Below are 20884 nucleotides of genomic sequence, written 5' to 3' on the forward strand. Positions count from 1 at the left end.
ACTAAGCAAAAGTCGATATTATAGAATATATAATACCAATAGCTGGAAAGCCTTGGGGCATGTAGATACATCCGTACCCGTCACCCACGCTTGCGGCTTGCCTGATCAATGGGATTATATGGGAACTAACTATCAGCTATGGGATTATCGTAGCACATGGTCGAGTACGTTGCAGCGCAATTTTTCCATGTGGGTAAATAAAGCGGGTTGCGGGGGGAATCCATATCACGATGTTCTCTCAGTAGAATTGAGTGGTTCAGGATGGTTTGACAGTGACACTTTCCTCTACACTGAGTCATTCTGTACTGAAGATGGCTACGGATATCCCTCCAACTGCTGGTGGCGAAGGGACGGAAAATAATTTTGACTGTTTGTATGAATTCTAAGAAAGCTCTAATGGCGGCCGCTGGAATAGCCGTCGGGATGGTCATGGCAGGCTGTGGAACCGAACAATGGGACCAAGTTTCATTAAGCAGCGCTAGCGGTGGTCCCACAAGCCCTCCCCCTTCCAGTTCTGGCATCCCCATGCTTGCGCCTACGCCTTCTACAATTAACTCAGCAGTTCCGTCTGGAGGACCGACCCCCGCTAGACCAGCGGAGCCCTCTTTGGGGCCAATCCCTCATGTTTCTAGTACTGAACGGATCGCGCTGCCGTTAGATCCTTACATGACTTCTATGGAAGAGATCCGTCTAATTGATACGGCGCATAGCATTGCTGCCGCTTCCTGCATGCGAGCGCTTGGTTTCAAGGATTGGTCCGAGAAGACAATTGTCCACGCAGGACCAGACACATACAAAGACAAAGATCTATTTGAGTACCTCGACCCTAAGCAAGCAGTATCTTCCGGCTACCCGCGCAGCGAGCCAGATTTAGAGTCGCTTTCTCTGAATAGTGGCGAACAGAAGCGTAAGCTGCCATCACAAGAAGAGATGGCAGCTTACGATGGAACTACAAATCGAACTACCGCAGGAAAAGATATTCCTCAAGGTGGATGCGCCAAAGAGAGTGATCGTAAAGTTTATAAGACAACAACTGATCTTCCAGTTGATTCCCGCTCGCTGGCCGTCGATTCGCGTGTCTTCACTATGACCGATAGCCGGATGAAGCAGGTCCTCGCTTCATGGCGATCGTGCATGGTCAAGAATGGATTGGGCGAGTATGAGAGTCCACTAGTCATACCGCATGATTCCCGTTGGAAGTCACGTGGCGCAAACACTCCTGCTGGCGACGAAGAGAAGCATGTCGCGGGTGTTGATGCAAACTGCCAGCAGGAAGTTAATCTCGTTGGCTTCTATAAGGCGTTGAGATTTGCGTACGAAGAACGCTTAGTCACCGAGAACAAAAATAAGTTGATCGCAGCCAAGCCAATTTTCCGCGGTTGGGTAAAGAACGCTCAATCTATCATCTCCGGCAACTGAGATGCAACGTGTGAAATCTGCAGGCCGCCGTTTGCTATGGCTACCGGCGGTCTGTTAGATCTGGACGTAGAGATCGAGGGTGTGTCCAGCTCCGACGGCGGCGAGTAGGCGGCGGAGTTCAGGGGGCGCGTGGGACTAGGCACACCAGTAGAGGCTGTCTGAAAATTCATGATCGGGACGCTCCGAGGCGGTGCAGGAGCAGCATGCAGGTCGCGGCGTAGATGACGTTCTCCGACGTCGTGATAGCTACTCGTAGTCGCGGGACAGGCGTCGATAGCGGCCCAGCCAGGCGAAAGTCCGCTCCACGACCCAGCGCCGCGGGATCACCCCGATGCGCGGCACCTCACGAGGAGGCGCATCGCTCCTGGCCCAGGTACCGCGCATACCGCTACTCCAGTTGAACGCGTAGGGTCCGCCTACGCGATCACCATGGGTCGAGGCTCAGCCCGGTCGCGGTCAGGCGCCCGTCGAGCAGATATGGCCTGGACTGGATCTTCTTCAGTTTGCGTTTCACGATCCGGACCAGACCGTCGAGATCGGTGACGACAAAGTTGGCCATCGCCCGGCGCAGCAGCGACCACACCCCTTCGGCCGGGTTCAGCTCCGGCGCGTACGTCGGCAGCCGCACCACCCGCAACCACGCGGCGTTGGCCGCGGCGAAGTCACTCAACTCCTAGACCCCAATGCCGTTTAGATAGGTCATCGTGCTGGTTGTGGGCCTGTCAGCGTAAGGAGCTGGACGGTGGGAGGTCCCGTGTGACGGATGCCCTTATCGCTGGGACGTCGTTCGCGGTAGCTGCTGCGCCGGGTGCGTTTGACGGAGCGGGGGTAGGTTCGGTGGCGGCGTTCGGGATTGCGGTTGCGGGGCCGTCCAACGTGATGAACGGTCCTGAACCACAGGTCGTGGTCGGGTTCAGGGGGAAAGGCCGCCCGGTCGGTGACCGAGCGGCGCACGATCCGGAGCGTGGCCAGGAACTTGATCCGGTCTGGGTCGACCCCGGCCGCGGTGGCTGCGGTGCAGATCAGGGTGGCCAGCGCCCAGTGGGTGAGGAGATAGGCCCAGATCTCCTGGCGGACCAGGTCCGGGGTCCGCGATCGCAGGACCCTGCCGGGACCGCGTAGGTGGATCTTCAGTTGAGCGAATCCGGTTTCGGCCTCCCAGCGCTCCTGGTAGCAGGCGGCGAGCTGCTGCGCGCTCGCCTCGCCCGGATCGAGGATGGTGGTGATGAGCCGGATGTGCTCACCCCTGCGGTCGGGCACTGTGTAGTCGACCACCCGGACGATCGCCGCAAGGTCCGGATCCGGTTCACGGCCACGGCGGGCGTCATCTCGCAGCCGGTCCTTCTGCGATCGGTGCAATTTGGCGGGCTTGGTGATGACGGCGAGCCAGGAGCCGTCGTCCAGATCTTCCAGCCGGTACGGGTGCAGGCCGGCTTGGACACGCCACAGCAGTTGAGCGCCGGTCGAGGAGGCGTATTGCCAGGCGCGGAAGCTGTAGAAGCCGCGGTCGGCGGTCAGCAGCATCTCGGGCGTGAGCCGCCCGTACAACGAGTAGGCGAGGGTCTGCTCACTGTCCCAGCAGCCCGAGGTGTCCGCCGCGACGATCGCGTGCGAGGCGTACTCGCTGATCGCCACCACTCTGGCCTGCGGGTATACGGTCTCGTATCCGCCCGCGCTGTCGTTGGGGAACTCCGCCAGGTTCGCCGCCGTGTCCGGCAGATCGAGGATGAACCCGTCGATCGCCATCAACCGCCACCGCCCCAGCCACGCTCCTGAGGTCGTCTCCGTCGCGGCCGGACGGGCGAGGCGCTCGAACACCTCCCGGACGACCTCAGCCCCCAACCGCTGCCGGGCCTGGGTGACCGCGCCCCGCGTCGGCGGCTCCCATCGCACTCCCGGCACCGCCGTGAGCAGGCCGGTCAGTTTCTCCGCGACTTCCTCATAGTCGTCGTCCGCGAACAGGCACAACGCCATCAGCAGGTCGAGCGTCACATGCGCGGGGAGCTTCCGGCCGCACTCCTCGCGGCATCCGTGCAGCTCGATCGCCTCGTCCAGGAGCTGCCGTGGTACCAGCGACGTCAACGCCCCCAGCCCCACCAGATCCGTCAGCCGGCCCGGCCCAGCACCCTTGATCCACTCCGTCACCCGACGGACGCTGCCAGCATAAATGCCTATCTAAATGGCATTGGCTCCTAGACCAGGTGCAGGTTCAGGTTGTCCCAGCACCACACCAGCGGAGCCCCGAGATGCTCATGCACCGCGACGATCAGATCCCGGTACTGCCGCCAGGAAAAGCTCTTGGCCTCGCCCCGGCGGCCCCGGCAGACATGCAGCGCGTAGAACAGATGCGAACGCCGGCCGGGACGCAAACAGACCACCCCGGCCACGTTGACCCGTCCCGCGCCCCGGCCCCGTACCCGCACCACCGGCCGCATCCCGCGCGGCGCCCAGGTCCTTCCCTTTCGGCGGCCTCAGCCCCTGGCCTGTCTCGTCTTCGAAGCAGACGTAGGCGCCCAGGTCCGCCGCGGTGCTTTTACCTGCGGCCACACCTCGTCCTTCCACGCCGCGATGGCCTCCTCGTCGCGCTCGACGGCCCGGCGCAGCGGCACCTGCACCGACCAGTTGTGCCGTTTGAGCAGCCTGGCCACGCCCTGGACGGTGTAACCGACATGGAAGAGCCGACCGATCACCGTCTTGACGCGGCCCAGCGTCCAGCGCTGGTCATCGGCGAACCCATGCGCCAGCGGCCCCCGCTTCAGCTCCGCCTCCAGCGTCGCCCACGACCGCGCCGACAACCGCTCCCGCGAGACCGGCCCGGCCGAACGCAGGGCCTGCGCTCCGCCCTGCCGCCAACGGCGGCGCCATCGCCGTACCGTCCGCTCGGTGACCCGCAGGTCCCGGGCGATAACCGCGACCGGCTCCTCCCGCGCGAACCGCTCGGCCGTCTCCAACCGCAGCCGCTCGCGTCGCTCCTGCTCGGCGGGCGTGTACCCACCCCGTTGCGCGTACCTCATACTCCCGCTCTACCGCGAAGGCCGCACAACACCACAGCTCAGACGGACCCTACGAGTTCAATTGGAGTATCGCGGCACACCCTCACCCCGAGCGCTTCTCGTGCCCAGCCGATGAACCGGTCCCCACGATAGCCCTGGTCGGCCCATACGTGATGGAATCTCGGGAAGCGGTCGATGCTGCGCGACAGCACCACCATCGCCCTTCCCGGCCACCGGCGTTGGCGGGGCTGACGCAAGGCCCAGCACGAGGCCCAGGGTGTCGACCAGCAGGTGCTGTTTGACACCGAGGACCTTCTTGGCGCCGTCGTAGCCGTGCAGGTCGTCGCGTTCGGTATCGCGCACGCTCTGGCTGTCGATGACCCCGGCGCTCGGTGTGGGATCGCGCCCCTGACCGGCGTGCCCCTGCTCGCGCAGCACCGCCAGGGCCTCCTCCCACCAGTCGGCAATCCGCCATTGGCTGAGCTTCCCCTCGTAGCGTGGAGATCGAACCGAGAGAGGTTTGGTCGTGGCAGGTACCACGCGGCGTCGCTTTGATCCGGAGTTCCGGACCGGAGCGGTGCGGATCGTCAAGGAGACCGGCAAACCCGTCGCGCACATCGCCCGGGATCTGGGGATCAACGAGTACACGCTGCACAATTGGGTGCAGATGGATCGGCACGCCAACGGTCAGGTCGACAGCGGAGGCGGAACGCTGAAGGAGTCCGAACAGGAGGAGCTGGCCCGGCTACGGCGGGAGAAGGCCGAGCTGGTGCGGGAGCTCGCGCGCGAGAAGGCGGCCTGGGCCAAGGAGCGCGCCGAGCTGGAAGACGAGCGTGATGACGCCCCTATGCTTGTCAAGCCGTGATCGCCGGATTCGGCGCTGGTGACAGGGCCGCAGTGATGATCGGGAAGACCTCGCGGGTGACGTAGCGCTTGAGGCATCGGATGATCTCTTTCTTGGTTTTGCCTTCGCTGGTACGGCGTTCGGCGTAGTCGCGGGTGCGCTGGTCACGGCTCAGCCGGGTCAAAACGATGGTGTAGAGCGCGCTGTTGCCCCGGCGGTCGCCGCCGCGGTTGAGCCGGTGGCGGTCTTGCCGGAGGACGCCTCGATCGGGTTGACGCCGCACAAGGCGGCGAAGGCCGCCTCGCTGGCCAGCCGGTCGGAGTTGTCGCCTGTGGTGATGAGCAGGGCGGCGGCGGTGTCCGGGCCGATGCCGTGCCGCTCCAGCAGCCGGGGTGCGCAGGCGGTGATGATGGTCTTCATCCACTGCTGGTGGGAGCGGATCTCCTCGGTGAGGGCCAGGATCCACTGGGCCAGGGTGCGCAGCACGCCGGTGGCGATATCGGTGAGGTCGCCTGTCTGGACAACGGGTAGCTCTGCCGGCGAAACAGCGTGGCCAGGCCCAGGCCGACCAGGGATTCGCGCAGGTGCGGCTCAGCGCGGGCGATGACGGCGCGCAGCTGGTTGATGGCCTAGGTACGAGCCTTGCTCGCGGATTCCTTGGCCATCTTGACCAGGCGCAGCATCTCTACGGCACCGTCGCCGGACTTGGCCACGGCGCTGACTTGGCCGGACAGGACCGCGCGGGCGGCGTTCTCGGCGTCGATGGCGTCGGTCTTGCCGCGTCGGCGGCGTACTGCCCGGTCGGGCCGGTTGACCTCGATCACCTGCACCCGGTGACGACGCAGGTAGCGGGTCAGGGCGATGCCGTGGGAGCTGGTGCCCTCCCCGCCGGCACGGTGCAGCCGTCCGTGGCCGCGCGCCCAGGCCAGCAGCTCGGCATAGCCGCGGGCAGTGGCCGGGAAGGCGCGGGTCGCGGCCAAGGCGCCCTGGATCGTGAGGACGGCGGCGACATGGACCTCGGTGTGGGTGTCGACGCCGACGATGACCTCCTCGCGTTCATCATCGGCGCAGCGGGTGACGGGGGTGGGGGCGACGGTGAGGTTCACATGCTTCTCCTGGGGGCGCGGTCGTGGCAGGGGCACCGACCAGGTGAGGGAGGTGAGGACTGTGATGGTGCACGGCAAGGCTCCTATCGGGACATATCCCCCGCCCGGTCGGCGGCACCACCGGCACTGGGGCGACAGGTCATCACGAAGGCAACATGGCCAGTCTCAAGCCGGGTCAGACCCCGGCACCGGGGGCACGCCTCCATCCTCACAGTGCTCAAGCGCTCGGTGGTCTTGTGGGTTCGAGAGGCGATGGGCCGGTGAGCGTGGCGGCCTTCATCCGCTCCCAGAAGACCGAGTACGGCATCAGCCACGTCGTCTCCTGCCGGGCGCTGGGGGTCTGCCCGTCCTGGTTCTACAAGTGGAAGGGCCGCATCGGCGTCGCGGCGCCGACCGGGCGCGAGCAGCGGCGGGCCCGGCTGGATGCCGAGATCGGGCGCCTGTTCACCGCCTCGGGCAGCACCTACGGCTCGCCCCGCATCACCCGTGATCTGCGCGAGCTGGGCTGGCGGGTGTCGGAGAACACGGTCGCCGCGCGGATGGCCGCCCTCGGTCTGGCCGGCCGCGCGCCGAAGAAGCGCCGGTCGCTGACCCGGCCCGGCAAGCGGTCGGCCGCGCCGGACCTGGTCGGGCGGAAGTTCACCGCGGTCGCCGCGGACGTGCTGTGGGTCGGTGACGGCACGCAGATCGACACCGACGAGGGCCCGCTGTATCTGGTCACGGTCGAGGACCTGTTCTCCCGGAGATTGCTCGGGTTCGCCATGTCCGCCCACCACGATGCCGCGTTGACGGTCGCCTCGCTGCAGATGGCCGTCGTCACCCGCGGGGGGAACGCGGACGGGGTGATCTTTCAATCGGAGTACACCGCGGCCCGCTACCAGGCCGAATGCCGCAAGCATGGCGTGGTGCAGTCGATGGGCCGGGTCGGATGCTCCCTCTTAACCGGCTAACGCTTGCGTTTTCCCAGGTCAGCAACACGCCGTGGGATGCCTCCTGCTCGCTTGATGCGGTCATCGCCGATACACCTGTTCCCATGAGCACACAGGCAGGACTTCGGCTTGAGGAACGAGGCGACGGCTGGGGACTGTCCGGGCCGACCGCCGCGCGGTTCGTGCTGGTCGATGAGTACCTGGCGTATCTGGCCGACCGGAACTACTCGCCGAAGACGATCCGTGCCTACGGGTACGACCTGCTGGCGTTCTGCCGATGGCTGACCACCGAAGGACTGGTGTTGCCCGAGGTGACGACCGAGGTACTGCTGCGGTTCCTGCGGGCCTGCCGGGAGGCGAAGATCCCCGGCCGCCCCGGCCCGAACGTGGTCACCTTGTCGGGCCGGCGGATGGATCAGTACGCCGCCACGACGGTCAACCGGAGGCTCGCGGCGATCTCAGGACTGTTCGCGTTCGTCTCGATGCGCGATCCGCAGGCCGCCAACCCGGTCCCCAAGGGTCGCGAGGCCCGCTGGCGCGTGCCCGGTGAGCGGTCCGGGATGCTCGCCCACACGGCCCGCCGTGCCAAGAACCGCTCGGCGCTGCGGCTGCGCGAGCCGCGCCGCCTGCCCAAGGCGCTCTCCCAAGCCGAGGCGGCCGAACTGCTGGCGAGCTTCCACACCTGGCGGGACCGGGCGATCGCGGGGCTGATGCTGTATTGCGGGCTGCGTTCTGCCGAGGTCCTCGGCCTGGACGTCACCGACGCCGATATCGGTGGCCGCTGGCTGCAGGTCCTCGGCAAGGGCAACCGGGAGCGCCGGGTCCCGCTGGATGCCGACGTCGCCTCGGTGATCCAGGTCTATCTGCTGGCTGAACGCCCCGCCTCCGAGCACAGCCGCCTGTTCCTGGTGGCCAAAGGGCCGAACCGGGGCCGGCCGCTGACCGCGGCGGGACTGCGCACGATCTTCCGCTATCACCGGGCCGTCACCGGGATCACCGGCGGTCATCCCCACGCGCTGCGGCACACCTTCGGCACCGCTCTGGCCGAGGCCGGGGTCGATCTCGCGGTGATGCAGGCCCTGCTCGGTCACGCGCACGTCGACACCACCGCCCGCTACGTCCATCTGGCGCCCGCCCACGTGAAAGCCGAGTTCGATGCCGCTCGCACCCGTATGCGCTCCCGGTGAGGACCTGCACGCCGCTTATCTGGAGCAGCTGCGCCGCAGCGGACGCGGGAACGTCTCCTACGAGCGGGCGGCGCGCGCGTTCTTTCGGCGGTGGCCCGACCCGCAGCGGTGGGCGGGCGAGCCGCTTCAGGTCCGCCTGGCCGCAGACAGCGCGACCCGGCCGCTGATCACGTTTTTGATGCTGCACGGCGCCCTGCGGCCGGGCTACGACTACCTGCTGGAACGCAAGCTCTCCAGTATCTGGCGGGAGATCGGCGACTCGCCGATCGGCGCGGACATCGACCGGTTCATGACCGCGGCGGCCGAGCTCGGATTCACCCGGCGCGTGCGGTCGGCCACCGGCTCCCAGGTGCCGGCCCGGCTGCTCATCCAGGCCGGAGGCGGGCTGGATGAGCTCACTCTGGCCGACCTGGCGGAGTTCGCCTGCGCCTGCCGGGACCGGCAGGAACGCACCGGCAAGGGCCACCGCCACTATCTGTCGGCCCTCAGCAACGCCCAGCGGGTGCTGTTCCACCTCGGGATCGTCGATCAGCTGCCCGGCTCGAGCGGACCGGTTGCGTTCGAGCAGCGGCTGGCCGAGGTGGCAGAGCCGATCCGCACCACGATGATCGCCTACCTGGAACGCAAGCGCGCGACCTGCCAGCCCAAGACCGTCTCGGCGATCGCGACCAGGCTCAAGCACTTCGGCCTGTTTCTGGCCCGCATCGACCCCGCTTTGGAGTCGGTCTCGGCTCTGGACCGGCAACGGCACATCGAGCCCTACCTCACCTGGCTGGTCGATGCCGTCAATCCCAAGAACGGCGAGGTCATCACCGTCGCGGACCGATCCCGGCGGGTGGTCGCGCTGACCACCTTCCTGACCGACATCACCGAGTGGGGCTGGGCCGAGGCACCCGCCCGCAGGCTCGTCTTCCGCGACGACAACCCGAAACTCCCGCGCCTGCTGCCCCGCTACCTGCCCGTCGATGCCGACCGCCGCCTGGCCGAGGTCCTGCGCGACCGGCCCGACAACGAGCTGGCCGCCTACGCTCTTCAGCTGCAACGCGCCTGCGGACTGCGGATCGGGGAACTGCTCGACCTGGAGCTGGACTGCGTCCACGAGGTGGCCGGCCACGGCAGCTGGCTGAAGATCCCGCTCGGCAAGCTGGAGACCGAGCGGATGGTCCCGCTCGATGACGAGGTCCTCGACCTGATCGACCACATCACCGAGATCCGCTCGCACGGCAGGCCCATGCCCCATCCCCGCTACCGGCGCCACGCCCAGTTCCTGTTCACCCACCACGGCCGCCGCCTGGGCCAGGCCGCCGTCCGCGCCGAGCTGAACCGGGCCGCCCACGAGGCCGGACTCGGCCACATCACCCCACACCAGCTGCGGCACACCTACGCCACCGCCCTGGTCAACGCCGGGGTCTCACTGCAGGCCCTCATGGCGCTGCTCGGGCATGCCTCCGCCGAGATGAGCCTGCGTTACGGGCGCTTGTTCGACGCCACCGTCCGCACCGAGTACGAGCGCGCCCTGCACCTGGCCAAGCAGCAGGCCCGCACCCCCACCGGCGGCCGCATCCCCCTGCCGCTGGCCGACATCACCGGCGGAGCCGACTGGAAGAACACCCCGCTGATCAAGTCCAGGATGTCCGGCGGGTTCTGCCTGCGGGCACCGGCTCAGGGCGCGTGCACCTACGCCAACATCTGCGAGCACTGCCCGAGCTTTCACGCCGAACCCAGCTCGCTGCCCGTCCTGGCCGCCCAGCGTGTCGATGCCGAAGCCCTCGCCCAAGACGCCGAGAATCGGGGCTGGATCGCCGAAGCCGAACGGCACCGCAAGCTCATCGCCCGACTCGACATCCTGATCAGCGAGGCCCACGCCGGATGACTCACGCCAGCACCCTCAACCGCGTCGAAAGAGCCTGTGCTCAGCTCCATCGCGACGGCCGTGCCGTCACCTTCACCGCGGTCGCCGCCGTGACCGGGCTGGGCCGCACCACCCTCTACCGCCACCCTGCTCTGCGGGTCGTCATCGACGAGCACCGCCGTCGCACCGCCACCGGCGGAACTCTCGCCGGCCTGACCGACGAGATCGCCACCTTGCGCGCCGCCGTCGATGCCATCGCCGCGCGGGTCCGGCAGCATGAAGAGCAACTTCGTCGGCTCACCGCCCGCACGCGCTGAAAGCGTTAACCGGCCAACCCTGAAAACCAAGGTCATTAGCCGGATAAGCGCTCGACAACGCCGCCGCCGAGTCGTTCAACAGCACGGTGACGGTGGAGTTCGTGCACCGACACCGCTTCCGCACCCGGGCCGAGGTCCGGTTGAAGGTCGCGACCTGGATCGTGGACTTCTACAACATACGCAGGCGGCACAGCGCCAATGATGGGCTGCCTCCGGTCACATTCGAGCGTCAGATGATCGAGAGAAGGCAAGCGTCAACGGCCCTGGTGAGGGCCGCTGTGGCATAGGACCGTCTCCACGTTTTCGGGGGATTGACACCCGCAGCGTGTACGGGCCGATCAATCACGCGGGACTGCGGTTGATCACTTGTGGCGGCTCTTTTGGGCTTGTTCCGGTTTGACGGACATCCGAGATCAGGGGCTCGTCCCCGGAAGGATGTCCATGATGGAGCACATGGGGAAGAAGAAACCGCGTCCTCGCCGCTCGTTCACGCGTGAGTTCAAGGCGGAGATCGTCGAGCTGTGCCAACGCGGGGACCGTTCGATCGGCCAGGTGGCCAAGGACTTCAACCTGACCGAGACCGCGGTGCGCGACTGGATCCGCCAGGCCGAGGTCGACACCGGCCGACGTGACGAGCTGACCAGCAACGAACGAGAGGAACTGGCCGCGCTGCGGCGGGAGAACCGCCGCCTGCGCGAGGACGTTAACATCCTCAAGCGGGCCACTGCAGGTTCAGGTTGTCCCAGCACCACACCAGCGGAGCCCCGAGATGCTCATGCACCGCGACGATCAGATCCCGGTACTGCCGCCAGGAAAAGCTCTTGGCCTCGCCCCGGCGGCCCCGGCAGACATGCAGCGCGTAGAACAGATGCGAACGCCGGCCGGGACGCAAACAGACCACCCCGGCCACGTTGACCCGTCCCGCGCCCCGGCCCCGTACCCGCACCACCGGCCGCATCCCGCGCGACGCCCAGGTCCTTCCCTTTCGGCGGCCTCAGCCCCTGGCCTGTCTCGTCTTCGAAGCAGACGTAGGCGCCCAGGTCCGCCGCGGTGCTTTTACCTGCGGCCACACCTCGTCCTTCCACGCCGCGATGGCCTCCTCGTCGCGCTCGACGGCCCGGCGCAGCGGCACCTGCACCGACCAGTTGTGCCGTTTGAGCAGCCTGGCCACGCCCTGGACGGTGTAACCGACATGGAAGAGCCGACCGATCACCGTCTTGACGCGGCCCAGCGTCCAGCGCTGGTCATCGGCGAACCCATGCGCCAGCGGCCCCCGCTTCAGCTCCGCCTCCAGCGTCGCCCACGACCGCGCCGACAACCGCTCCCGCGAGACCGGCCCGGCCGAACGCAGGGCCTGCGCTCCGCCCTGCCGCCAACGGCGGCGCCATCGCCGTACCGTCCGCTCGGTGACCCGCAGGTCCCGGGCGATAACCGCGACCGGCTCCTCCCGCGCGAACCGCTCGGCCGTCTCCAACCGCAGCCGCTCGCGTCGCTCCTGCTCGGCGGGCGTGTACCCACCCCGTTGCGCGTACCTCATACTCCCGCTCTACCGCGAAGGCCGCACAACACCACAGCTCAGACGGACCCTACGAGTTCAACTGGAGTACTCAGGATGAAAAACACTCATTCAACTTCAGCAGCACAAACCTATACCTAAACGACATTGGAGGGGCAATGACGTATTTATTGTCGGAAATCGCATGCGTTCACAGTACGGATGCGTCCGAATCTGGACTCCGTACATACTTCGTGCTGAGCTCTTGGCAATTTCCACGCTCTTTAGGAAGTTCCATCCGAGTGACGGAGGTCGTCGACCCAAGAGGGAGACTGATCTTGTAGAGAATACACAGCCCCGTCTCTTCCTTCGCGGCCTCTACAGAGAAGTAGGCGACGATATCCAAACTCCCGTGCATGCGTTCGGCGGCCCAGCGGAAGCCTATAGCTTTATTGACCTCCCGTACGGTCAGCTCACCGTCTTCGGCTGCCGCCTTCAGGTCTTCCGAGGCTGCGGTGGAGCGCAGGATCATATTGTTCACCTCCGCACGTTCTCCTCCTTCAGGCCATTCGACTGTCAGCCACCACAGGAACATGCCGAACATCGCTAGGGCGGCCACCAGCACCAGGCCGACGGAGAGTATAAGAGATCGGGATGTTGTCTTTCTCATGTGTCTTCACCACCTGCCCGGTGCCGTGGACGATTCGTTCCTTCGATCAGGGTCCTTGGTAGCCGATCTGGGCCAACCGGGTCTGCATGACCTGAGCATAGCCAGTTGTTCCGACTGCCTTCGGGTGGAAGGACTCACGGCTGAGGCATATCTCGGGGAGTATCTCCCAGGCGCAGGTGCCGTTTGCCTGACTGACGGGATCCTCCTCGTGGAAGTCGCCGTCACCGACTGGTCCCTTCACCACCATGTTGATCCACTCATCACTGTCGCATCCCCCATGACCGGCAAAGGTCGGCACGGGGTCGGCATATTCGATCTTGAGCTTGGAAGGCCCTGTCCGCAACGAGTCCACGAGTGTCTTCTGCTTGGTTCCGGCATAATTGACGAGCTCCGCCAGAGCCGCAGCCTCCGGCATGTAGACGTACAGTGAACTGGAGCACTTCACGGTCCGGCTGAACAGTTCCGGGTAGCCCATGAGAACGATCTGGGCGTTCGGCGCCTTTGCCGCGATCTCCCGCAGGGTGGTTTCGATTCTCGGAATGATACTGTTGTCGAGCAGACCCTTGTATCTGGACAGGAAAGTCGTATCCTCGCTGCAATCGGACGGATGAGGTAATGCGCATTCTCTGACCGCTTTTGTGAAAGCGGCCTCATCGTTTCCACCCAAGGTGATCGTGACCAGGGTGGTATCGGCGGAGAGCACACCGGATCGCATCTGATTGATCTCATGGAATTGGCCTTCGCTGAAATCTTGCCTGGTTGCGCTGAAGGCTGCATCCCAGACGTTGTACGTCCGCGCGCCCGAGCAGGCCACGAATCCAAGTTCCGCTTCGGTGCTCCAGCTGTCGGTGAGAGCTCCGAGCGGGCCGGCCGTGTTGGGTAGAACGATCTTGCGGGCCCAGGCGTTCTTGCTGCGTCGGCAGGCGTTCCAGCGTTGGGCGTCACCGTGGTCGGTATCGGTTTCGGCGTAGTAGGAACCCGCACCCTCTCCGGAGGTGTAGGAGTCGCCCAGGACCGCGACGATGTGTTTGGGCTTTCCAGGGAGCGGCTGGAAGGCGACGGCGTCCCAGGCGACGTCCTCGCTTCCATCTCCGTCTTCCGTTACGGATCCGAGCCGGACCCTGGGGGTTCCCTTGATGCGATAAACACCCAGCGACACCCAGTTGTTGGCTTTGCGTTTCTGGTTGATGTAGCGATGCCTGCTGAACGTCCCATCACCGAGATCGATCTCGTATCTGGCCTGCTGAGTGTGGGCCCCGTGATCGGGTAGGTGGACCAGGACACGAGTCCAGCCATCCATCGAGTTGTTCAGCGTCCAGGTACCGGTGGTCTTCAGTCTGCCGCCGTAGGCGCCATCGAGACGGGTGTGAGTGAACCAGAAGTGACTGCTGTATCCGGCGCCGATCTGGTGAAGGTCGACTCGAGCCGAGTCGGTGTGGAAATCGAAGGAGAAGCTTCCGCTCGTTGCTTTGGGAGGACCTGTGCAGTCGTTCGGCCGGTGCATGGGGGTGTTGTCAGGGACGTCGTCGATGATCAGTGCGTTGCCGGGCAGTCCCGCCGTGGAGCAGTTGGGAGGGTAGGAGATACCATCGGCCTGCTCACCGTATGTGTCATTGAACCGCAACAGCTCGTACGCGCAGTGACCTGCCGAGCAGATCTTCCACGACACCGGCTGGTTCCACCAGCAGTACAGGTCCGCACGTTGGCATGCGCCCAGTCCGGGCTGGTTCTGGTCGTTAGGGCTGATCTTGCTGGGGTCACATTCGTTGGCTGTGGTGCAGAACAGATCCACTGGCGGTTTGACCTTCGTCCGGTCCTCCGTTGTCGACCACCAGGCTGGCCGGAAGCCGGCGATCATCGTGCCGGGACTCTCCGCAGCGAACAGAGGACGGCCTGCCCATCCCAGCACCTTCTCCTGGTACGGCCAATCCTGTGGGTGCGCAGCGTGAGAGTAATCGTCTCCGCCGCTGACGCCCTCGAGGAAGGGAGTGCGGTTGGACTTCCATAAGGGGTTCGCCGGATTGTTGGTCCATCCCACTCCCCACTTGCCCTTGTTCTGACTGGCCTGCCCCTTGGGGTAATACCCGGAGTTGTAGGCCCACAGCGCGAAGAACCAGTTCTCCGCCCACTGAGGGTCACCATCGTTGACGGTGAGGCCTTCCGTGCGGGTCTGGTTCCACTTGTCGATCAGGATGTTGACACCGGCAGCGATGTTGGCCGTGTAGTCCAGCGCGATGGCATCCTTCTGCAACTGGGACATGGTGCCGACTTTCGTCATCCCATCGGTGACCTGAGTGACACCGTAACCGCAGTCGGACCTGGTGTAGTCGATGGCCCAGGGATCGGTCTGCTGGCCATCGGGCGTGTAGGCAACCCCGTAGTAGTTACCGATCAATGGATTCCCGGTGGCACCAGGCATGACAACTCGGGAGGCCTGCCACATGTTCGACTCTTGTGCGGTGATGCCGAGCATCACTTGGGAGGGTACACGGCCACCACCGCTGAGCTGCTTGAGCGGGAAGAGCGTCTGCGGCTGGTAAGGGGCCATGCCCAGGCCCTTCCAGTTGTTCGGGCGGGAGATGTGCTTGTTCAGGTTGCCAGTGATCGCTTGGTTGACAGCCCACTCGACCTGCCGTGGCTTGGGCTGGTACGCGTGCTTGACCGTACTATTGCGCGGGACAGCGCAGGTGGCGTTCTGATCGATGGTCCCGTCAGCCGCAGCCGTCAGGAGAGGGGAGCTTTCTCCGCCCTCAACTCGCGGGCCGACAGTCCGCGTGCCCGGAGTGACCTCAAACTCCGTAGCTTGCCGAGTCTCTGGCACGCTCAATCTGATCTTCGCAGGCCGAGGTGCGTCAATCTCACCGCCCGAGCCACGAGAATCCTTTACATCTACCCAGGATGTCTCAGTGACGAGGGCCTCGCCTCTGGTCGTGGCGCGGGTGTCTTTGGGCGTGCCTTCCAGCCAGCGAACCGGCTTCGGAAGATTCTGCAACGGTGATGTGTCACCGGTGATGAACACCTGACCGTCAGAACTGCGGGTCAGATCTATTTCATGTAGTACGCCGTCGGCCAGGACAGGGAGTTCGGTCTTCACAGAGCCGGGTCGAGCAATCTCGGCAGCGCGGACCCGCTTGACCAAGCCTCGCGGCGGGGAACCGGTCCCGTCCAGTTTCCGTTCCATGAATACCACTCCACCCTCAGCATCTGGGCTGAGCAGGAACGGGGTCTGGCTCGTGGTGGCAATGGTCTCCCGCTCGCCCAAACTATTGATCTTTACAATACGAGCGGAGTCTGCAGCAATGAAGTAATCACCCACCGGGACCGCCGAGGTTACCTGCCCGGTGAGTTCAATGGGCTTGCGCAGTCGTCCACGGTCAGCATCAACAGCGATCAGCCGTGATGCGTTTTTGGCCTCGCTCGCGAACTGCGTGAATACTGCTGTCTCACCTGTGCCACACCCTGGGCTGAAGTAAGCGAGCGATGATCGAGTTTTAAGCTTGTCCACCTGTCCGGACTGGAGATCCACCACAGCGGTGAATGCTCCGCGCACCATGAGGTCCGGCTTATTGGTAAACGTTCGTGGGGCGTAGGCGACGACAACGCGCTTGCCTGAACCTGTCACACACGCGTTGCCGATCCACATGTCCGCGTCGAATCCCGGCTCGGAGAGGGTTGCCGCAGTTCGCCACATGTATCCCTGGTCCTTATCAGCAACCAGAATGTGAAAACCTGAAGCGTCACTGGATGTAGTCCATGCTCTATCTTTGGACTCCTTCCACCCTGAGCCGAGCACCTGTTGCCGTTGAGCCGATTCAACTTCGGCGGGAGCTGGTGACTTCTCTTGGCTGGGTGTCGGCTGCGGACCTTTACTCGATAAGCCTTCCGGCTGCGCGGGGGGCTCTATTTTGGCTTCTGCCGTTCCTTGCACAAGGCCGAGCGCAAAGATTAGGACACTGAGTGCGGAAATCGGCCTGCGCACCCCCGTCTGGAATTTCAACGAATTCTCCCTATTTAATTCGATTGCAGAATAACTTGAATTTCGAGATGCAAATCAGAAAAGCATACGCATCAGCGAAGTCGATAATTGATCACCACTCCAAGCAGATATATAATCCCCTCTGATCACCTAGTGGGGTCGATTGCATGAGTAAGTACTTATGATCTATTTTTAAATTAATCGGCGACAGAGTGATCATCTCTCCCGTTCCACTAGTTGACAAGAGGAAGGTCGAAAAGATTCGACCCTGTGGCCTCTGGTCAGAGAAATAAAAAGCTAACGTAACCTCCTCACCTGCCATGACTACAATTAGTCAAGCGATGATCACTGTCTAATGTGATGCATGTCACACATGATGTCCGACTGTAAACGGGAATCCAGGGCGCTGCTGAGGAAGAAGGCCGGAGATGCGCTAAGCTAGAGATCACGAGGCCGACCTTGGAGATGAACACTCGTCCAGCAGGTCGGGCCAGTACTGCAGGCGTTTGAGCTGACTCCCGACCAGAGCGGAGAGCTAGCCGGTGCTGTAGAAAGTGAAGTTGGGCAGCTTGTGCTCAGAGTGGACCAAGCTGCCATCGACCGAGTTGAGATCAGGCCTGTACGGCGGCTGACCAGCCCAATCAGCCACAGCGATCCTCTCTTCGCCGTAACACATTCCGACATGGTCGGAGTGATGTGACGATCGGTTGAATCCGGCCGAAAGTACCACCACCGTATTCCCACACGCTGCAGATCTGGATTACGCCGGACGATGGAAGCGGCCAGTTCATCGTCGGAAACGCGCTGCCCAAGTCGTTTTGCCAGTCTGAAGCAGGGAGTCCTGCTGGAAGGATCTGGACCAGGCGCATCTGAGGTCTCCGGCGGCCGATGTTCCACAACAGCCAACACGCCGTTCGAAGCTCGGCCGTCTCGGCCTGGCTGAGTACAAGCAGAGATCAACTACGCTGACAACGGTCGAATACCCGCTAATTTCCACATTCAGGGTGAACGCTGCACGGTGAGTGCAATGTGATCAGCATGGAGGATGTCGTGCTCCCGCTCGCGTACGTCGATCAGGCTTCTACCGCCGCGTGGCTGTCGCAGCCGACCCGGATGTGGAACCATGCGATCACGGTGGCGGCCGCGGCCGCGACGGCCTTCGCCGGGTGGCAGAACCGCTGGATCAGCGATGACGGCCTGATCGCGGTGCGGACCGTCCGGCAGCTACTCGCGGGCAACGGGCCGGTCTTCAACATCGGTGAGCGCGTCGAGGCCAACACCAGCACCGCTTGGACCTATCTGGTCGCGCTGGTCTCCTGGCTGGGCCGGGCGGACGCGGCCCAGGTCTCGGTGGTGCTCGGCCTGATGTGCACGGTCGGCGCCGTGGCGTCCGCCGTGGCCGGCGCCATGCTCCTGCACGGCCGCTCGCACTGGTTCCTGCCAGCTGGGGTGCTGATCGTCCTCGCGCTGCCGCCGTTCTGGGAGTTCGCCACCTCCGGCCTGGAGACCGGGCTGGCGTTCCTGTGGATCGGCGCGTCCTGGTGGCTGCTGGTCAGGGCGGCCCGGGGAGGCCCGGCGCTCCCCCTAGTGCTCGTCCTCGGTCTGGCGCCTCTCGTCCGGCCGGAGCTGGCTCTGGTCTACCCCGTCTTCCTGGGCGTGCTGCTCGTGCTGCGGCGTCCGGGATGGCGCACCGCCGCCCGCTGGTGCGCGGTCTCCATGGCCCTGCCGGTCGCCTATCAGGTCTTCCGGATGGGTTACTACGGGCTCGTCGTTCCCAACACGGCCCTGGCCAAGGAGGCCGGCGCGAGCCGGTGGGCGCGCGGTCTGCTCTACGCCGGGGACACCGTGCTGACCTACCAGCTCGCTGGCCCCCTGCTGGCGGTCGTCCCGCTGGCGCTGTGGGCCCTGCGCCGACGCCGCGACCTCGTCGTGGCGGCGGCCCCGCTCACGGCCGGGGCGCTGATGCTGCTGTACGTCCTGCGGGTCGGCGGCGACTTCATGCACGGCCGGATGATGCTGCCGGTCCTGCTGCTGATCCTGCTCCCCGCCATGGTCCTGCCGCTGCACGCCGTGACCGCCCTGGCCTGTGCGACCGTGGCGTCGTGGGCCGTGCTCTGCGCCATGGCGCTCCGCGTGCCGTACGGGCAGGCCGTCGGGCCGGACGGGATCGCCGACGAGCGCGGTTTCTACGTAGCCTGGACCCGGGACGCCCACCCGATCGGCGCCGAACCCTACGTCCGCGCCGCCGCCGACCCGCTGAGCACGCAGAACGCCGCCGGCCTGCACGTGCCGGACACGGGGTTCGGTCCCGTCCCGCTCCGCGCCGACCGTCCCGCGCGCCTGGCCGTGACGGGCGACGTGCTGGGCACGCTGGGGGCGTCGTTCCCGCTGGACGTCCTCGTCGTCGACCGGCTCGGCCTGGCCAACACCCTCGGCAGCCACATGACCGCGGCGTGCGGGCGGCGGGTCGGGCACGAGAAGCCGCTGCCCGCCGAGTACGTCTTCGCCGACTACGCCGACCCTGGGACCCGGCTGCCGGACGAGCGGTTCCAGGCCGAGGTGGACAGGATCAGGGGCGAATTGGCAGGCGGCCGGTTCCGGGACCTGCTGGACGCCACCCGGACCCCACTTACCCCGGACCGGTTCTGGGACAACCTGGTGGGTGCCCCCGCACGTACCTCCTTCCGGTTCCCCACCGCGGCCGCTTCCTGCCCTCCCTGACCGTCCACCCGGACTCGTGATCTCCGTACCCTGCCGGAGACCCGGCATGTGGCCGTGCGGGCAGGTAAAGCGAGCCTTTCGCGGATCGCCTACGGCACGGACAGCATGGCTTCTCCTGCGACGGACACGACCATCCCCTGTGGGGAGCGTTCAGCGACCACGTCCGCCGTCGGCCGCGACGTGGTCTCGTAGGCGACACGGCATTGGTGTACGACGGAGGGGCGGTGTCCGGTTCTTACCGATCGGTGGCAGAGAAATCGAGGATGGGCCTGAGCGGTATCGGTGATGAGGTGCCGGTCGGGGGATCCGTCAGCGGTTCGGATCGTGTCCCTCGATCAGCCGGTGCTCACGGGATCAGTGCGCAGGCAAGGGCGGTGCCTCGTAGCCGGGACGGGAGTACAGAGTGCTCAGCAGGTGCCCGCCCATCGGCATGGCGGGCTCGTCGAAGATCAGGACCGGCTCACCGAGTGATTCGGCGAGCTGGATGCCGACGTGGGTGTCGGCCACCCTCTGCAGGTAGGCGGTCAGCTGACGGGAGTACAGCCGAAACGCCCGGCCCGGCCCGCCGACGTCGGTGCTCAGCCGGGCGAGGGAGATCGTGCGGGCCGCGGGGTCGATGGCCTGGCTGTAGGCCAGGCAGGCGTAGGCGACCACCCGGGCAGGCATGACACCGGGGTTCAGGCGCAGCTGACCGTCCTCAGGGGCCGACAGCAGCATCAAAGAGGCGAACGGCCGGTCGATGATGTCCTCCAGGTGCGCCTGAAGGTTGTCGGCCCAGCTGCGATCCGGGCTGTACATGCGCACCAGGCAGGAGATGTCCTCATTGATGACCTTCGCGCTGGGGGTCTTCCATCCGGCTTGGTCGGCCAGCGCGCCGAGACGCCGGTGCAAGGTGTCGGTGGAGAAGACGGTGAGCATGTGGTTGAAGGCCACGTGCCAGGTGGGCACGCGGCACGGGCGCGAAGACAGCAGCCACCAGTGCAGCAGCCAGAGACTAGCGGGATCCTCCAGGTAGGGGTCGACGCCGGTGTCAGGGTTCAGCAGCCAGTGCGCGCGCTCGGTGAGCGTGACGCTGGAGGCCTGGCCGGGCACGGGATCGGCTTCGGTGGTGAGAGTGAAGGCCCTCATCCAAAACCGGATGGACGCGACGCGGTTCCTGCTGCCGACGGCGAGCCGGACGGTGCTGTCGGCGCGGGCGAAGACCTCGGGACCGTCGGCGAGCGCGACATAGGTGCGGCCGAGCCAGCCGTAGCGGGAAGGGTTGGAGCCATGGCGGCCCCAGGTCGGCGAGCAGGCGGATGCCAGGGAGCCCACAGCGGGCCTGGTGGGCTCGGTGGGTTCGGCGGGTTCGGTGGCGAAGAGCAGGAGTTGCTCG

At 65.2% G+C, this 20884-nt stretch carries 20 protein-coding genes and 2 pseudogenes; 9 read left to right on the top strand and 13 right to left on the bottom strand.

The genetic code is table 11. The features are described from left to right. Window positions 1-666: 666 nt before the first annotated feature. The gene (locus HS048_RS34980; protein ID WP_196470132.1) at window positions 667-1419 is read left to right on the top strand and encodes a hypothetical protein; all 753 of its coding nucleotides are present in this window, start codon (window positions 667-669) and stop codon (window positions 1417-1419) included. 249 nt (window positions 1420-1668) lie between these two features. On the opposite strand, the pseudogene HS048_RS39230 reads toward HS048_RS34980, so the two are convergent. From HS048_RS39230 to HS048_RS35010, 6 genes and pseudogenes are all read right to left on the bottom strand, one after another. Beyond that, window positions 1669-1746, bottom strand: a pseudogene (locus tag HS048_RS39230) (transposase); the annotation flags it as partial. A 97-nt stretch (window positions 1747-1843) separates the two neighbouring features. Beyond that, on the bottom strand, window positions 1844-2089 hold the full coding sequence (locus HS048_RS34990) for a transposase (RefSeq protein ID WP_196470133.1): 246 nt from the start codon (window positions 2087-2089) through the stop codon (window positions 1844-1846). A 29-nt stretch (window positions 2090-2118) separates the two neighbouring features. Further along, window positions 2119-3564 carry an IS4 family transposase gene (locus HS048_RS34995; RefSeq protein WP_196470134.1) on the bottom strand — a complete coding sequence of 482 codons (1446 nt, stop codon included), beginning with the start codon at window positions 3562-3564 and terminating at the stop codon, window positions 2119-2121. 47 nt (window positions 3565-3611) lie between these two features. After that, window positions 3612-3845, bottom strand: a complete 234-nt coding sequence (locus HS048_RS35000; protein WP_196470135.1) for a hypothetical protein — start codon at window positions 3843-3845, stop codon at window positions 3612-3614. 45 nt (window positions 3846-3890) lie between these two features. Continuing rightward, window positions 3891-4433 carry a winged helix-turn-helix domain-containing protein gene (locus tag HS048_RS35005; protein ID WP_196470136.1) on the bottom strand — a complete coding sequence of 181 codons (543 nt, stop codon included), beginning with the start codon at window positions 4431-4433 and terminating at the stop codon, window positions 3891-3893. Between the two features lie 57 nt (window positions 4434-4490). Further along, on the bottom strand, window positions 4491-4850 hold the full coding sequence (locus tag HS048_RS35010) for a hypothetical protein (RefSeq protein WP_196470137.1): 360 nt from the start codon (window positions 4848-4850) through the stop codon (window positions 4491-4493). An 88-nt stretch (window positions 4851-4938) separates the two neighbouring features. On the opposite strand from HS048_RS35010, the gene HS048_RS35015 reads away from it, so the two are divergent. Beyond that, window positions 4939-5277 (top strand): transposase, encoded by a 339-nt coding sequence (locus HS048_RS35015; protein WP_196470138.1) that lies wholly within the window; start codon window positions 4939-4941, stop codon window positions 5275-5277. On the opposite strand, the gene HS048_RS35020 is transcribed toward HS048_RS35015, so the two are convergent. From HS048_RS35020 to HS048_RS38395, 3 genes are all read right to left on the bottom strand, one after another. Beyond that, complete coding sequence (locus HS048_RS35020) at window positions 5267-5440, bottom strand: hypothetical protein (protein ID WP_196470139.1); 174 nt, start codon at window positions 5438-5440, stop codon at window positions 5267-5269. The two genes, HS048_RS35015 and HS048_RS35020, sit on opposite strands and share 11 nt — an antisense overlap. Beyond that, the gene (locus HS048_RS35025) at window positions 5437-5742 is read right to left on the bottom strand and encodes a transposase (RefSeq protein ID WP_196470140.1); all 306 of its coding nucleotides are present in this window, start codon (window positions 5740-5742) and stop codon (window positions 5437-5439) included. Before HS048_RS35025 ends, HS048_RS35020 begins: the two co-directional genes overlap by 4 nt. A 143-nt stretch (window positions 5743-5885) precedes the next feature. Beyond that, window positions 5886-6362 (bottom strand): transposase, encoded by a 477-nt coding sequence (locus HS048_RS38395; RefSeq protein WP_196470141.1) that lies wholly within the window; start codon window positions 6360-6362, stop codon window positions 5886-5888. Between the two features lie 260 nt (window positions 6363-6622). On the opposite strand from HS048_RS38395, the gene HS048_RS35035 reads away from it, so the two are divergent. The 6 genes and pseudogenes from HS048_RS35035 to HS048_RS35060 all read left to right on the top strand — a co-directional run bounded on the left by HS048_RS35035 (window position 6623) and on the right by HS048_RS35060 (window position 11562). Then, entirely contained in the window at window positions 6623-7312 is a 690-nt protein-coding gene (locus HS048_RS35035; RefSeq protein WP_196470142.1) for an IS3 family transposase, read from the top strand. 83 nt (window positions 7313-7395) lie between these two features. Then, on the top strand, window positions 7396-8478 hold the full coding sequence (locus HS048_RS35040) for a tyrosine-type recombinase/integrase (RefSeq protein ID WP_196470144.1): 1083 nt from the start codon (window positions 7396-7398) through the stop codon (window positions 8476-8478). Further along, the gene (locus tag HS048_RS35045; protein WP_196470145.1) at window positions 8447-10351 is read left to right on the top strand and encodes a tyrosine-type recombinase/integrase; all 1905 of its coding nucleotides are present in this window, start codon (window positions 8447-8449) and stop codon (window positions 10349-10351) included. The genes HS048_RS35040 and HS048_RS35045 overlap by 32 nt, the downstream gene beginning before the upstream one ends. After that, window positions 10348-10647 (top strand): DUF6262 family protein, encoded by a 300-nt coding sequence (locus HS048_RS35050; RefSeq protein WP_196470146.1) that lies wholly within the window; start codon window positions 10348-10350, stop codon window positions 10645-10647. Before HS048_RS35045 ends, HS048_RS35050 begins: the two co-directional genes overlap by 4 nt. A gap of 62 nt (window positions 10648-10709) precedes the next feature. After that, window positions 10710-10934, top strand: a pseudogene (locus tag HS048_RS39235) (integrase core domain-containing protein); the annotation flags it as partial. 154 nt (window positions 10935-11088) lie between these two features. Beyond that, window positions 11089-11562, top strand: a complete 474-nt coding sequence (locus HS048_RS35060; RefSeq protein WP_196470148.1) for a transposase — start codon at window positions 11089-11091, stop codon at window positions 11560-11562. Between the two features lie 79 nt (window positions 11563-11641). Here HS048_RS35060 and HS048_RS35065 read toward each other — a convergent pair whose 3' ends face one another. The 3 genes from HS048_RS35065 to HS048_RS35075 form a co-directional block, all read right to left on the bottom strand. After that, entirely contained in the window at window positions 11642-12184 is a 543-nt protein-coding gene (locus HS048_RS35065) for a winged helix-turn-helix domain-containing protein (RefSeq protein WP_196470136.1), read from the bottom strand. Window positions 12185-12353: 169 nt separating this feature from the next. Continuing rightward, complete coding sequence (locus tag HS048_RS35070) at window positions 12354-12812, bottom strand: hypothetical protein (RefSeq protein ID WP_196470149.1); 459 nt, start codon at window positions 12810-12812, stop codon at window positions 12354-12356. Between the two features lie 46 nt (window positions 12813-12858). After that, window positions 12859-16809 (bottom strand): GDSL-type esterase/lipase family protein, encoded by a 3951-nt coding sequence (locus HS048_RS35075; RefSeq protein ID WP_196470150.1) that lies wholly within the window; start codon window positions 16807-16809, stop codon window positions 12859-12861. A 1017-nt stretch (window positions 16810-17826) separates the two neighbouring features. Between HS048_RS35075 and HS048_RS35080 the strand changes: the two genes are divergently transcribed. Continuing rightward, window positions 17827-19509, top strand: a complete 1683-nt coding sequence (locus HS048_RS35080; RefSeq protein ID WP_196470151.1) for a hypothetical protein — start codon at window positions 17827-17829, stop codon at window positions 19507-19509. A gap of 354 nt (window positions 19510-19863) precedes the next feature. Here HS048_RS35080 and HS048_RS35085 read toward each other — a convergent pair whose 3' ends face one another. Further along, on the bottom strand, window positions 19864-20823 hold the full coding sequence (locus tag HS048_RS35085) for a DUF4007 family protein (RefSeq protein WP_196470153.1): 960 nt from the start codon (window positions 20821-20823) through the stop codon (window positions 19864-19866). Between the last annotated feature and the right edge of the window lie 61 nt (window positions 20824-20884).

It is taken from the genome of Planomonospora sp. ID91781, from assembly GCF_015711595.1.
In the GTDB taxonomy this organism is placed as follows: domain Bacteria; phylum Actinomycetota; class Actinomycetes; order Streptosporangiales; family Streptosporangiaceae; genus Planomonospora; species Planomonospora parontospora.

Excerpts from the sequence above, each read along its gene's own strand:
- HS048_RS34980 (WP_196470132.1), top strand. The coding sequence starts at position 667 with ATGACTTCTATGGAAGAGATCCGTCTAATTGATACGGCGCATAGCATT.
- HS048_RS35005 (WP_196470136.1), bottom strand. The coding sequence starts at position 4,433 with ATGAGGTACGCGCAACGGGGTGGGTACACGCCCGCCGAGCAGGAGCGA.
- HS048_RS35040 (WP_196470144.1), top strand. The coding sequence starts at position 7,396 with ATGAGCACACAGGCAGGACTTCGGCTTGAGGAACGAGGCGACGGCTGG.
- HS048_RS35045 (WP_196470145.1), top strand. The coding sequence starts at position 8,447 with ATGCCGCTCGCACCCGTATGCGCTCCCGGTGAGGACCTGCACGCCGCT.
- HS048_RS35050 (WP_196470146.1), top strand. The coding sequence starts at position 10,348 with ATGACTCACGCCAGCACCCTCAACCGCGTCGAAAGAGCCTGTGCTCAG.
- HS048_RS35060 (WP_196470148.1), top strand. The coding sequence starts at position 11,089 with ATGATGGAGCACATGGGGAAGAAGAAACCGCGTCCTCGCCGCTCGTTC.
- HS048_RS35065 (WP_196470136.1), bottom strand. The coding sequence starts at position 12,184 with ATGAGGTACGCGCAACGGGGTGGGTACACGCCCGCCGAGCAGGAGCGA.
- HS048_RS35070 (WP_196470149.1), bottom strand. The coding sequence starts at position 12,812 with ATGAGAAAGACAACATCCCGATCTCTTATACTCTCCGTCGGCCTGGTG.
- HS048_RS35080 (WP_196470151.1), top strand. The coding sequence starts at position 17,827 with ATGGAGGATGTCGTGCTCCCGCTCGCGTACGTCGATCAGGCTTCTACC.